Origin of the sequence: Salinicola salarius (assembly GCF_003206135.1) — a bacterium.
Classification (GTDB): domain Bacteria; phylum Pseudomonadota; class Gammaproteobacteria; order Pseudomonadales; family Halomonadaceae; genus Salinicola; species Salinicola salarius.
The window spans coordinates 20,566-33,331 of the sequence record NZ_PZJT01000002.1 but is presented as its reverse complement, the minus strand read 5'-3'; the positions used below and the strand labels follow the sequence as shown (position 1 = coordinate 33,331).

The 12,766-nt window shown below is 62.4% G+C and carries 12 protein-coding genes; 6 read left to right on the top strand and 6 right to left on the bottom strand.

All coding sequences use genetic code 11. From position 1 onward, the window contains the following. Positions 1-142 precede the first annotated feature (142 nt). The 5 genes from DOM32_RS01325 (at position 143) to DOM32_RS01305 (ending at position 7,214) form a co-directional block, all read left to right on the top strand. Positions 143-1,243: a branched-chain amino acid aminotransferase gene (locus tag DOM32_RS01325; RefSeq protein WP_110630536.1), complete on the top strand. Its 1,101-nt coding sequence runs from the start codon at positions 143-145 to the stop codon at positions 1,241-1,243. A gap of 216 nt (positions 1,244-1,459) precedes the next feature. Beyond that, a complete protein-coding gene (locus DOM32_RS01320) occupies positions 1,460-2,200 on the top strand; it encodes an SDR family oxidoreductase (RefSeq protein WP_110630534.1) in 741 nt (246 codons plus the stop codon). Positions 2,201-2,615: 415 nt separating this feature from the next. Further along, on the top strand, positions 2,616-3,041 hold the full coding sequence (locus DOM32_RS01315; protein ID WP_110630532.1) for a DNA polymerase III subunit chi: 426 nt from the start codon (positions 2,616-2,618) through the stop codon (positions 3,039-3,041). A 369-nt stretch (positions 3,042-3,410) separates the two neighbouring features. After that, positions 3,411-6,323 carry a valine--tRNA ligase gene (locus DOM32_RS01310; protein WP_110630530.1) on the top strand — a complete coding sequence of 971 codons (2,913 nt, stop codon included), beginning with the start codon at positions 3,411-3,413 and terminating at the stop codon, positions 6,321-6,323. A gap of 183 nt (positions 6,324-6,506) precedes the next feature. Further along, positions 6,507-7,214: a phosphatase PAP2 family protein gene (locus tag DOM32_RS01305; protein WP_110630528.1), complete on the top strand. Its 708-nt coding sequence runs from the start codon at positions 6,507-6,509 to the stop codon at positions 7,212-7,214. 31 nt (positions 7,215-7,245) lie between these two features. On the opposite strand, the gene DOM32_RS01300 is transcribed toward DOM32_RS01305, so the two are convergent. Continuing rightward, entirely contained in the window at positions 7,246-8,298 is a 1,053-nt protein-coding gene (locus DOM32_RS01300; RefSeq protein ID WP_157956998.1) for a GGDEF domain-containing protein, read from the bottom strand. Positions 8,299-8,695: 397 nt separating this feature from the next. On the opposite strand from DOM32_RS01300, the gene DOM32_RS01295 reads away from it, so the two are divergent. Further along, entirely contained in the window at positions 8,696-9,097 is a 402-nt protein-coding gene (locus DOM32_RS01295) for a DoxX family protein (protein ID WP_071229982.1), read from the top strand. Positions 9,098-9,115: 18 nt separating this feature from the next. Here the strand turns inward: DOM32_RS01295 and DOM32_RS01290 are convergent, their stop codons facing one another. The 5 genes from DOM32_RS01290 to DOM32_RS01270 all read right to left on the bottom strand — a co-directional run bounded on the left by DOM32_RS01290 (position 9,116) and on the right by DOM32_RS01270 (position 12,617). Continuing rightward, positions 9,116-9,805, bottom strand: a complete 690-nt coding sequence (locus DOM32_RS01290; RefSeq protein WP_110630523.1) for a uracil-DNA glycosylase family protein — start codon at positions 9,803-9,805, stop codon at positions 9,116-9,118. A 141-nt stretch (positions 9,806-9,946) separates the two neighbouring features. After that, a complete protein-coding gene (locus DOM32_RS01285; protein ID WP_244179759.1) occupies positions 9,947-10,420 on the bottom strand; it encodes a TspO/MBR family protein in 474 nt (157 codons plus the stop codon). A 5-nt stretch (positions 10,421-10,425) separates the two neighbouring features. Continuing rightward, positions 10,426-10,866: a VOC family protein gene (locus tag DOM32_RS01280; protein WP_087718466.1), complete on the bottom strand. Its 441-nt coding sequence runs from the start codon at positions 10,864-10,866 to the stop codon at positions 10,426-10,428. Positions 10,867-11,049: 183 nt separating this feature from the next. Further along, positions 11,050-11,658 carry an FMN-dependent NADH-azoreductase gene (locus DOM32_RS01275; protein WP_110630519.1) on the bottom strand — a complete coding sequence of 203 codons (609 nt, stop codon included), beginning with the start codon at positions 11,656-11,658 and terminating at the stop codon, positions 11,050-11,052. A gap of 173 nt (positions 11,659-11,831) precedes the next feature. After that, positions 11,832-12,617 (bottom strand): C-type lysozyme, inhibitor, encoded by a 786-nt coding sequence (locus tag DOM32_RS01270; protein ID WP_244179758.1) that lies wholly within the window; start codon positions 12,615-12,617, stop codon positions 11,832-11,834. Between the last annotated feature and the right edge of the window lie 149 nt (positions 12,618-12,766).

The following is a 12,766-nucleotide window of genomic DNA, read 5'->3' as shown; positions in this document are numbered from 1 at the left end:
CTGCCCTCTTCGCAGCCAACGCTTTGCATGCTAATTTAAATGTTCCGCTGCCCGTCGAACGGGCAGTTCCCAACCGAGGTCATCGACCGCCTGCCGCCCCGCTCGCGTCGTCAGGCATCATGGACTGTCAGGAGAAGTCGCAGTGTCCACTCCAGGTTTCGAAGCCCACCTTTCATCCAATCCACTCGATGCTGCTCTGCGCAACGAGATTCTTGCCAACCCGGGCTTCGGCCGCTACTTCACCGACCACATGGTACACGTACGCTGGACCAAGTCGGGCGGCTGGCAGCGCGGCGAGATCCGTCCCTACGGGCCGCTGCTGATCGACCCGGCCTCTCCGGTGCTGCACTACGGTCAGGAGATCTTCGAAGGCATCAAGGCATATCGCCATGCCGACGGTTCGGTCTGGACCTTCCGCCCCGAGAAGAACGCGGCACGCTTCCGCGCCTCCGCTCGTCGCCTGGCGCTGCCGGAGCTCGATGACGAAACCTTCCTCGGCTCGCTCAAGACTCTGGTGGCGCAGGACGCCGCCTGGGTGCCGACGCCGAAGAACGATACCGAAGAGTGCAGCCTGTACCTGCGCCCGTTCATGATCGGCAACGGCAAGTCGCTGGGCGTCAAGCCGGCGGCCGAGGTCGATTACTACCTGATCGCCTCGCCGGCCGCTTCCTACTTCAAGGGCGGCGGCAAGCCGGTCTCGATCTGGCTCTCCCAGCATTACAATCGCGCCGCACCGGGCGGCACCGGCGCCGCCAAGTGTGGTGGCAACTATGCGGCATCGTTGCTGGCCCAGGCCGAGGCCGAAAGCCACGGCTGCGATCAGGTCGCGTTCCTCGACGCGGCAGAGAACAAGTGGATCGAAGAGCTGGGCGGCATGAACCTGTTCTTCGTCTACCGCGATGGCCGCCTGGTGACGCCGGCGCTGACCGGCACCATCCTGGAAGGCGTCACTCGCGACTCGATCCTGGAACTGGCTCGCGACGCCGGCCTGACGCCGGAAGAACGGCCGATCAGCATCGACGAATGGCGCGACGGCGTGGCCAGTGGCGAGATCGTCGAGGTGTTCGCCTGCGGCACCGCCGCCGTCATCACCCAGATCGGCCAGCTGGTGACCGAAAACGACCGTATCGTCACACCGGAGATCGAAGGCGAAGCGATCAGCGCCAAGCTGCGCAAGCGCCTGCTCGACATCCAGTACGGTCGCAGCGAAGACACTCGCGGCTGGCTGATGCGACTGGCCTGATGCGACTGCCCTGATGCCCTCAGGGTCTGAAGCACGGGGGCTCTGTACGACAGGGTCTGGATACGACAGGCTCTGATGCGCAGGCCCTGGTTCCGTCCTACGCTGAAACCGTGCAGGACGCTGAGCTCGGGATCGCACCCCGAGCCCGGAACGACCGCCCACCGGCGGTCGCTTCGTCTCGCGATTCTCGCGACCCATTCACGAAAGGATGATGTGATGAAACCCGTGATGATCATTACCGGTGCCGGACGCGGCATCGGCGCCGCCACCGCCCTCATGGCCGCCCAGAAAGGCTATGCCGTCGCCGTGAACTACCGCAGCGACAAGGCATCCGCGGACAAGGTCGTGGCCGAGATCGAAGCCGACGGCGGCCGCGCGATCGCGGTCCAGGCCGATGTCGTCGATGAAGCCGCCATCGTCGCCATGTTCGAGACTGTCGACCGCGAGCTGGGCCGGGTCGAAGTGCTGGTCAACAACGCCGGCGTGGTCGACCAGATCAGCCGCGTCGACGAAATGAGCTTCGAGCGCGTCGACCGGATGATGAAGATCAACGTCGTCGGCCCGTTCATCTGCGCCCGGGAAGCGATCAAGCGCATGTCGACCAAGCACGGCGGCAAGGGCGGCGTCATCGTCAATGTCGGTTCGGCCGCTTCGCATCTCGGTGGCGCGGGGGAATACATCGACTATGCCGCCTCCAAGGGCGCCATCGACGTAATGACCGAAGGGCTCTCGAAGGAAGTTGCCGGCGAAGGCATTCGCGTCAATACCGTCCGCCCCGGCGTCATCCGCACCACCATCCACGCCAGCGGCGGCAACCCGGACAAGCCCGACGTGGCCGGCTCGGTGATCCCCATGGGCCGCATCGGCGAGCCGGAAGAGATCGCCAATGGCATCCTGTGGCTGGCCGAGGCCGGGTTTACGACGGGGGCATTGGTCGACATCGACGGCGGCGTCTAGTTCTTCAACGATTGGCTGCGCGTCGCCCAGGCGGCGTTGAATCCAGCTTCGCGATGCTCATCGAAGAATCCTCGACTGCGCTCACTTAGCTGGATTCGCCTTGCCTGGGGCTAGCTCGCTCAATCGCTCGGGCGCACTGGGAAGTCGGCGCCTAGCCACTCGTCTCGCTCGGCGCCGACTCGAAATCGGGGCGATATCGAATCCCAAGTCGCGATGCTCATTGAAGAACCCTCGACTGCGCTCTGGTGTTGGGCTGCAAGACAAAGAACCAGGTACGCTACCTTTCGTAGTCCGTAGCTCGTAGCTCGTAGCTCGTAGCTCGTAGCTCGTAGCTCGTAGCCCGGATTGTCTTTCTTCCCGCTTCCAGGCGCGAAGCGCCGCTCTTACCGCTTACAGCTCCCCGAAGGGGATATTCATGACCCAAGTCGATTTCTACATTCTGCCCGATACCACCCTGGAAGCCCGGCTCGACTTCGCCTGCCGGCTGGCGGAGACGATCTATCGCAAGGGCTATCAGTTGCACATCCATACCCAGGATGAATCGATGGCGCGCGAGCTGGACGAGCTGCTGTGGACCTTTCGGGAAGAGAGCTACGTTCCGCACCGGGTGGCGGGCGATGCGATGGAGCCGCCACCGCCGGTGACGATCGGCTGGGAAACGGTGCCGGAACCGGGCGTGCAGGCCATGTTGAACCTGCACGACGAGATCCCCGAGTGGTTCTCGCGGGTGGAGCGGGTCGCCGAGATCATCAACCAGCATCAGGACGTGCTGCGTACCAAGCGCGCCTGCTGGAAGACCTACAAGGATCGGGGTTATCGCGTCGAGGCGCACAAGCTCTAGGGAAACACTGCATAAATGTCTGCGCGAACTCGGCGTCCCCGGCAAATCGCTTCGTTGTGCGATGCCGGGGCGCCGGTCCGATCGGAATCCTCACCTATACTCCATAGACTCCGGTTCCTGTGCTCCGTACGCCTTGAGCTTTACGCCGCTCGTCGATTTATTCAGCGTTTCCTGGCAAAAGTGGCTGCGCTCGCCAACTTTTCGCAACGGTGCCGTTAAATAGAGTCCGGCGGCCTCCCGCCATGACGCCGCCTGCCGCCAAAGGGTATAATCCCCGCCATTTTCGCTACGCCGTATCCCGCTTTCCCGCAAGTGCGAGCCGGGTGCGCCGCGTGTCGTCGCCACTCATTGCCGAGCCCGATAGCTGCCATGGACAAGACCTACCAACCCGATCAGATCGAAACCCGCTGGTATGAAAGCTGGGAAGCCGACAACCGCTTCGCGCCGAGCGGAGAAGGCGAGCCCTTCTCGATCATGATTCCGCCGCCCAACGTGACCGGCAGCCTGCACATGGGTCACGCGTTCCAGGACACGATCATGGACACGCTGGTGCGCTGGAAGCGCATGCGCGGCAACAACACGCTGTGGCAGGTCGGCACCGATCATGCCGGCATCGCCACGCAGATGCTGGTGGAGCGCAAGCTGGCTGCGGAAACCGGCCAGACGCGCCACGATCTGGGTCGCGAGGCGTTCATCGACAAGATCTGGGAGTGGAAGGAGGAGTCTGGCGGGCACATTACCCGCCAGCTGCGCCGCATGGGGGCCAGCGTCGACTGGAGCCGCGAGCGCTTCACCATGGACGACGGCTTCTACAAGGCGGTGCAGGAAGTCTTCGTTCGCCTGCATGACGAAGGGCTGATCTATCGCGGCAAGCGCCTGGTCAACTGGGACCCGACGCTGCACACCGCGATCTCCGATCTCGAGGTGGAAAACCGCGAGCAGCAGGGCCAGTTCTGGCACTTCCGCTATCCGCTGGCCGATGGCGCCAGGACCGCCGACGGCAAGGATTACCTGGTCGTCGCCACCACCCGCCCGGAGACACTGCTGGGCGACACTGGCGTGGCGGTCAATCCGGAAGACCCGCGCTACGCCTCGCTGATCGGCAAATTCATCGAGCTGCCGCTGGTCGGCCGGCGGATTCCGATCATCGCCGACGAACACGCCGACATGGAAAAGGGCTCGGGCTGCGTCAAGATCACCCCGGCCCACGACTTCAACGACTACGAGGTCGGCAAGCGCCACGATCATGCGCTGATCAACGTCTTCTCGAAAGACGCGACCATTCTCGAACGCGCCGAAGCGTTCGATCTGCAGGGGCGGCTGCTGCCCGATGTCGACGATACCCTGCCCGCCGCCTATGCCGGCCTGGATCGCTACGTCGCGCGGGAGCGCATCGTCGCCGACATGGAGGCCGCCGGCCTGCTCGAGCAGGTCGAGACGGTCACCAACACCCTGCCCTACGGCGATCGCTCCGGTGACGTCATCGAGCCGTTGCTCACCGATCAATGGTTCGTCGCCGTGGAGAAACTGGCCAAGCCGGCCATCGAAGCCGTCGAGAATGGCGATATCGAGTTCGTCCCCAAAAACTACGAGAACATGTACTTCGCCTGGATGCGCGACCTGCAGGACTGGTGCATCTCGCGCCAGCTGTGGTGGGGTCATCGCATTCCGGCCTGGTACGACGCCGACGGCAACGTGTTCGTGGCCCGCACCGAGCAGGAAGCGCGCGAGAAATACGACATTGCCGCCGATGTGACGCTGACCCAGGACGACGACGTGCTCGATACCTGGTTCAGCTCCGGACTGTGGACCTTCGGCACTCTGGGCTGGCCCGAGAAGACACCGGAACTCGAGACCTTCCACCCCACCAGCGTGCTGGTCACCGGTTTCGACATCATCTTCTTCTGGGTCGCGCGCATGATCATGCTGACCGGCCACTTCACCGGCGAAGTGCCGTTCAAGACCGTCTACGTCCACGGCCTGGTTCGAGACGCCCAGGGCCAGAAGATGTCGAAATCCAAGGGCAACGTGCTCGACCCGATCGACCTGATCGACGGCATCGACCTGGAAACGCTGGTGGCCAAGCGTACCGGCAACATGATGCAGCCGCAGAAGGCGCGCGCGATCGAGAAAGCGACCCGCAGCGAGTTCCCGGAAGGGATCGAGGCCCACGGCACCGACGCGCTGCGCTACACCTTCCTGTCGCTGGCGACCACCGGACGCGACATCAAGTTCGACATGGGCCGTCTCGACGGTTACCGCAACTTCTGCAACAAGCTGTGGAACGCTTCGCGCTACGTGCTGATGAATGCCGAGGGTCAGGATGTCGGACTCGGTGGCGAGCCCGTCGAGCTGTCGCTGGCGGATCGCTGGATCATCTCGCGCCTGCAGCAGACCGAAGCCCAGGTCACCAGGGCGCTGGAAGAGTACCGTTTCGACCACGCCTCACAGGCGCTCTATGACTTCGTCTGGAACGAGTATTGCGACTGGTATCTGGAGCTCTCCAAGCCGGTGCTGTGGGAGGATGACGTACAGGGAAGTACTAATGCCGCGGGAGACAGGATGTCGGGAGCGGCCGAGCTGGATAAAAGAAAGCGCGGCACCCGGCGCACGCTGGTCCGCGTGCTAGAGGTGATCCTGCGCCTGGCGCATCCGATGATGCCGTTCATCTCCGAGGAGATCTGGCAACGCGTCGCGCCGCTGGCCGGCACGCTTGCGCAAACGGCGGATGCCGGCAGCGCAAGCCTGATGAACCAGCCCTGGCCGGAAGCCGACGCATCACGCATCGACGAGCAGTCGATCCACGACATCGAATGGCTCAAGGGCGTGATCGTCGCGGTGCGCAACATCCGCGCCGAGATGAATATCGCGCCCGGCAAGCCGCTGGATGTGCTGCTGACCAAGGGTGACGCCGGCGATCGCGACCGCCTCGAGGCCAACCGCCTGTTCCTCTCCAAGCTGGCCAAGCTGCAAAGTGTCAGTTGGCTCGACGATCCGGCACAGGCACCGCTGTCGGCGACGCAACTGGTCGGCGACATGGAAGTGCTGGTGCCGATGGCAGATCTGATCGACAAGGAGGCCGAACTGCAGCGTCTGGCCAAGGAGATCGACAAGCAGGACAAGCTGATCGTCGGCATCGAGAAGAAGCTGGGCAACGAGAGCTTCACCGCCAAGGCACCGGAAGCGGTCGTCGAGAAGGAACGCGGCAAGCTCAAGGAGTATCTGGCGGCGCGTCAGGTGCTGGTCGAGCAGCGGACCAAGATCGCCGAACTCGACGGCTGACCTGTCGCTACCACCGCGCCTCGAGCCCTCGACAGTTCATCGAGGGCTTTTTTCATTCTAGCGAGACCAGAGTCGGCGCGGCGAAACGTCATAGCGGGATATTCACGGACAAGTTTTAGAACACTGTTCCTTATGTGATTCTTAAATTATACTCCTCGCAAACGAATTATCTGCGAGCGATCGATGAACATACAGTGGAAGCGCCTGTTAGGGCTCAATGTGACCGGCCTGCTCTTGCTGCTCAGTTGGGCGCTGCCCCACGGGCTACCCTGGACCGACCTGGACGACAGGATCTTCTGGGCCTTCAACCAGTGGATCACGCCGGAAAACGGGCTTTGGGACGATCTGCTGGCGCTGCTCAACACGCGCTTCTTCGACGCCGCCTCGTTCGGCGTCATGGGGGTGTTGTTCACCATCGCCATGCGTCGGGATCCGCATCCTGACCGCCTGCGTCGCTGGTTCAGCATCGGCGTGACGATGCTGCTGACCGCCGGCGTCATCGCGATCGTGACCAACAAGGCCATTACCTATGGGCACCCCAGCCCGACACGATTTTTCGCGCACGCCGCTCGCCTGACGGATATCGTCTCGATACCCACCAAGGATTCGGCATCGAACAGTTTCCCCGGCGACCATGGGCTGATGTTGATGATCTTCGCCGGATTCATGCTGCGCTTTGCCGATCGCCGCACCGCCGCCTGGAGCGGTGCCTTCGTGCTACTGCTGAGCGCACCCCGGATCATGGTCGGCGCGCACTGGTTCAGCGACGTCTATATGGGCGCGCTGAGCATCGCCCTGCTCGCGCTGCCCTGGGTGCTGTGCACGCCCGTCGCGAGCAAGGTCACCGCGCTGATCCAGCGCGGGCTATCGCGTCTGCCACTCGCCCGTTGAATCCGGTCAGTTAACCGACCCGTCGAATCGCTCAGGCATCGCCAGTTTCCAGCGCGCGCTCGACCCCTTGAACCAGCCGCTCCGCATTGTCCGATGCCGTCTTGTCCGTGAACCCTTCGGTCATCATCCGGTCGCGTCCCGCGTCCTTGGCGGCATAGAGCCGGCGATCGGCCAACTCGATCAGATCTCGCAAATGTAGCCCCTCGTCCGATGTCGCGATGCCCATCGAGAGTGTCACCGGCAGCTCGATACCATCGAACCGACAAGGATGAAGCGCTAGCCGTTTGCGGATCCGCGTGGCTGCCGTGAGGGCGTCGCGCTTGCTCGTATCGGGCAACAGCAACAGGAACTCTTCGCCTCCGACTCGGCCGACGCTATCTTCGTCACGCAGCGACTGCCGTAGCAGACGAGCCAGGTGACGGAGCACGGCGTCACCCGCAGTGTGGCCGTGATTGTCGTTGATATTCTTGAAGTGATCGGCGTCCACCAGCACGACGACGAAGTCACGCTGGGCTCGCCAGTAGAACGAAGCCCGCTCGAAGATGGCGCGTCGATTGAGCACGCGGGTCAGGGAGTCGTGCATGGCATCGCGCCGGTAGCGATATTCGTGGCGGTCGGTGATCGTCAACATGCGCAGGATCACCACGCACAGCATGACGAAGACCAGCCCCAGCCCCAAATCGGAGAGCAGCACATCGACCGTCGATAACGTCGCGCCCGTACCGTGCAGCGGAGGCAGGTGGAGTACGCCAAAAGATAGCGCAATCAAACAGCCGGTAGCCAAAATCTTGGTGCGTCTTCTGAGATCAGCAAGCATCAGCTCGACTTCGGCGAACAGCAGATAGTAGATCAAGCTGGATGAGTCAGCGGTGATGGCAATCCCGATGATGACGAAGACCAGGAAGGTAGATAGCTTGATCGTCAACGCCGTGGCCACGAAAAGCCGACGATGCAACACCAGGGCTACCACATAACCTGCCAGACAGAGTAGATTGAGCCCACCCAGCAGCGGACGATCGACGAGATACAACACAGGCGCTACCGCCAGTTGCAGACAGAAAGCCAGCAGATAGATTTCAGCCATGATCTCGAAGCTGCGCCGACGCTCGGCCGGGAGAGAATCAGGCGCCTCGGTACATTTCCGCCAGAACTCGGTACTTTTCTGCCGGATAGAAAGAAACAAGCTGCGCATTTGCGACTCATTATTGTGCTTGGGTATGACCCGTTTATGCAGGGGCTCTTCGTAGGCCTGGCTTGGTCGAAATGCCAATCACCCAAGCTGCGGGCTGATACAGTACCGGGAAGAGAGTGGCCGAGTATCACTGCTTTTGACAAAAATTAACATTGTCAAAATCACGTACAACATTGTAGTCCAGGACTTACAATTCGCTAACCATTTCCTATAGCCGTGAATCAGGGCGAGTTCTGGTAGCCTAGACACGCCGACACGGCACTGGACTTGGCTAATACGGAAATTTCCTATGCGTTTTCTGCACAACGACGATCTGGGCAAACTGCTGCTACGACTGTGTGTCGGTGCTCTGATCCTGCTTCACGGCATCAGCAAGCTAATGGACCCCACGAGTCTCAACGGCATTGCCCAGCAACTGGCGGGGATGGGCCTGCCGTCGTTCGTCGCCTATGGCGTGCTGATTGGCGAGATCGTCGCGCCGCTGATGGCCATCGTCGGTTGGCAGGCAAGAATTGGCGGGCTATTGATGGCAGTCAACATGGTCGTGGCGCTGATTCTCGTCCATACCTCCCAACTGTGGACTCTCAACAGCCAGGGCGGCTGGACGCTGGAACTGCAGGGCATGTTCCTGTTCGGTGCACTGGCGATCATGTTCCTGGGAAGCGGGCGCATGGCAGCCAGACCCGACTGACGAGTCGTGCCGGCAACCTCATTCGATCTTCAAGTCCGCCAGCCGCTGAGCCAGCAGCTCGGGGAAGCGCTTGAACCAGCGCTGGTTGAGCGGCGAAGGATGAGGCAACGGCGCGAGAACGAAGCGCTTGGTCTCCCCATCGTCCAGCGTCAGCTGGGTGACATGCGTCGCCGAGAAGCGGTCTTCTCGCGACCAGAAGGCCTCCAGCGCATCCCGGACCTCCCGGGGCTGCCCGATACCGAACCAGAGAAACGCCTCTCGCCCCAGCGTGATCACCCGGTCACCGTCCCATTGTCGAGTCAGCAGGGCCGCCACCAACGGCTGGAAGCGGCGCTTTACGGCCATGGACCAGGCCTTGTTGCCCACCGGCTTGTAGGGAACGGTATTGATCCAGAACAGGTCGTCCCCCACCGTCAATGACGCCTCGAAGTCCGGGAGCGGTTGTCCGTGGCGGTGACGATAGAGTGCCTCCCGCACTTTTTGCCCGCCAGCACCGACGAACGGCAACCCCACTTCGACTTCCTTCTTGCCGGGATCCCGCCCGAACACGGCGAGCTTGGCGTTTTTGGGCCCGAGGCCGACGATCGGTGCCAATGGATCGCGATCGAACTGGCGATAGACGTCGCCATCCAGCCGATCGAGTTCGGCGGCTTCCCGGCGCATGGCCTTGTCGATCTCGGCCGGCAGGGGTTGAGCTTGATGATTCATGCGCTGTCCTTAGCCATCAATAGTCCTTGGCCAAGAGTCCTTAACTAAGAGTTCTGGCCATTGACAGATCTTGGCCATCAACAGGGGCTGGCCATTAATAAATACTGGCCCTGAATAGACCGACCATCGAGCTGCCGGCCTTCAGTTCCATGGCGCGTTGAGTACCAGCACTCCGGCGTTCAGATAGGCCGCGAAACCGGCCCACACCAGATAAGGCAACAGCAAGCCGGCAGCGAGGCGTGAATAGCGCGAGAAGGTCACGATCGTCCAGACGATCAACCCCCACAGCAGGAGCAGGTCGAGCAGGCCGACCAGCATCCAGTGGACTGCGAAGAACAGCCACGACCAGAGGCCGTTGGCGATCAGTTGCAGCACGAAAGGCAACAGCGCCTTTCCGCGTTCGCCGCGCGGCGCGACCAGCGTCACCTTCCAGGCCGCCACGGCCATCATCAGATACAGCAGCGTCCAGGCGACAGGGAACAGCCAGTCAGGCGGCGTCAGTGGCGGTTTGGCAAGCGCGGCGTACCACTCGCCGGGCGGCGCCAGAATGCCGCTGCTGGCAGCGATTGCCACCAGCAGCAGCCAGCCGCAGAAAAGACGACTCGAGCGACTCACGGCAATTACCAGCTACCCGTGTTTTCCATCGAGGCCCACGGCTCCTGCGGCGCCAGGGCGTCGCCTTTTTGCAGCAGTTCGATGGAGATGCCGTCCGGCGAACGCACGAAGGCCATGTGGCCGTCTCGCGGCGGACGATTGATGGTGACGCCACCCGCCTGCAACTTCTCGCACAGCGCGTAGATATCGTCGACCCGATAGGCCAGATGGCCGAAGTTGCGCCCCCCGGTGTACTCTTCCGGGTCCCAGTTGTAGGTCAGTTCGACCATCGGCGACTGCTCGGCCTTGGCGCGCGGCGTATCGTTGGGCGTTGCCAGAAACACCAGCGTGAAGCGCCCTTTCTCGCTCTCCTTGCGCGAGACTTCCTGCAGTCCCAGCAGATCGCAGTAGAAGTGCAGCGAGGCGTCGAGATCGGCGACGCGAACCATCGTGTGCAAATATTCCATGACATCTTCCTGATTCGTCAAAACGTTGAACCATTCTATGGTAGACCACGACCGACGTTCGGTGAATCGTGGACCGGCCTACCGACTATCTCGCCATCGGCGAACGATCCGGAAGGCAGACGAAAAGGCCCGACATCATCGATATCGGGCCTTCGACGCCATGGCGACCGGAACACCAGGTGTTCAGAAACGCGTTGCCACGTACTGACCGATCGCCTGCTGAGCCTCTTTGAGCGACTGCTGCTTGCGATCCTCGCCCATATTCAAGCCTTCCGCGTAGATCGTGTGCACGTCTTCAATACCCATCAGGCGAAGCATGTGCTTGAGATGCGGAGTCTGGGAGTCCATCTCGGTGCCTGCGTACATGCCGCCGCGCGCCGCCAGGATCAGACCGGACTTGCCCTCGAGCAGCCCCACCGGCCCGTTGGCGGTGTACTGGAAGGTCTTGCCGGCACGCAGGATACGATCGAACCAGGACTTGAGCTGGCTGGGGATGCCCAGGTTGTAGAGCGGCACGGCCAGCACCAGCACGTCACTGGCTTCCACTTCCGCCAGCAGGTCGTCGGAGATCCGCGCCAGCGCCTGCTGATCGGCGCTGCGTTCGCCGGGCTCGGTCATCCAGCTCGTCATTTCGGCGCCGGTCAGGTGCGGCAGTGCCTGCTCGACCACGTTGCGCTCGACGAGCTCGACGTCACGGCCTTCCAAAGCCGACTTGAAGGATGCTGCCAGCGCGCTGGACTGGCCGCCTTCGCCGAACAGGGAACTGGTGATGAGAAGAATGCGCTGCGCCATGAAACTGCCTCCAATGTGGGTTGCACTACAGCGAGATGCCGCTACCTGACGGCTACATGGGAGGCATTATTCATTGAGGTTTTTGGAATGAAAACCGCGAAATATGGCATGAAACGTTCGATCGCATCGATTCTTTCCGATCTCCGCCATGACGGCCCCGCCGCCATCTGCCATCAACGGCTGGCTTCGACGCCCTGCCCGCAACCGTGAAACTCCCGGTCGCCGTAGCGCAGCGTCACCTTGACCGGCCACGGTTTGCCGCTCATGTCGTCGAAGCAGGCACCGGCTCGCAGATCCAGCTCCATGGGGTATCGGCCGCTGTCGCTGACCAGCACCATGCGCGCCTCGCTTCCGTTCTGCACCGAGGCGACCCGATAGTCGAAGGTATCCTCGGCCTGACCGTAGTCGGACACCAGCGTCAGCGAGTGGCTGTTGCGATCGAGGGAGAGATTCCAGCCGGGTTCGTTGCCGCTGGCGTAGAAAATGCTTTCGGGGTGTTCCTGCCGCGTGGTCGTCTTGCGTTCACTGGCCAGAGTGCAGACCAGCCGCCCGTTGTCGCTCTCGACACGGGCATCGCGCCCCTGGCGCCAGAACGATAGCCCGCCGAGCTGGTAGCGCGAACCGGTGCCGACCACGGCACTGGGCAGCTCGGTTTCCCCCAGCGCCGTCCACAGTCGCAGCCGCCGATCGTCGGGCGTGGTGGTCACCAGATCCTGAGACGGCGTGCAGCGCCAGGCGGTGAAGGTCTCGCCCCCATCAGCAAAGAAGGCGCTTGGCATCAGCGGCGACTTGAGCGCATCCAGCCCTGACGGCGGCGCGGCGGAAGACACTTCCTGCTGCCCGCCGCTGGCGCAGCCCGCGAGCATGAGCGCGCCGACCGACAGCGTCAGCCAGCGAACCGATGAACGATGACGATAGAGGACGCGGCGGTCTTTGCCAGCCTGAAGCGCTTTGGACATGAGCACGATTCCCGAGAGATGTCTGAACACGGATAGCCGTCACAAAAAATCGCCGGGCGCGATTTTTGACGTCGCGCAGCGACGGCCCGGAGGGTGACCGCCAGGGATGGCAGGTCACAAAAAAGCGCCGCGAGATCGTCTCGCGGCGC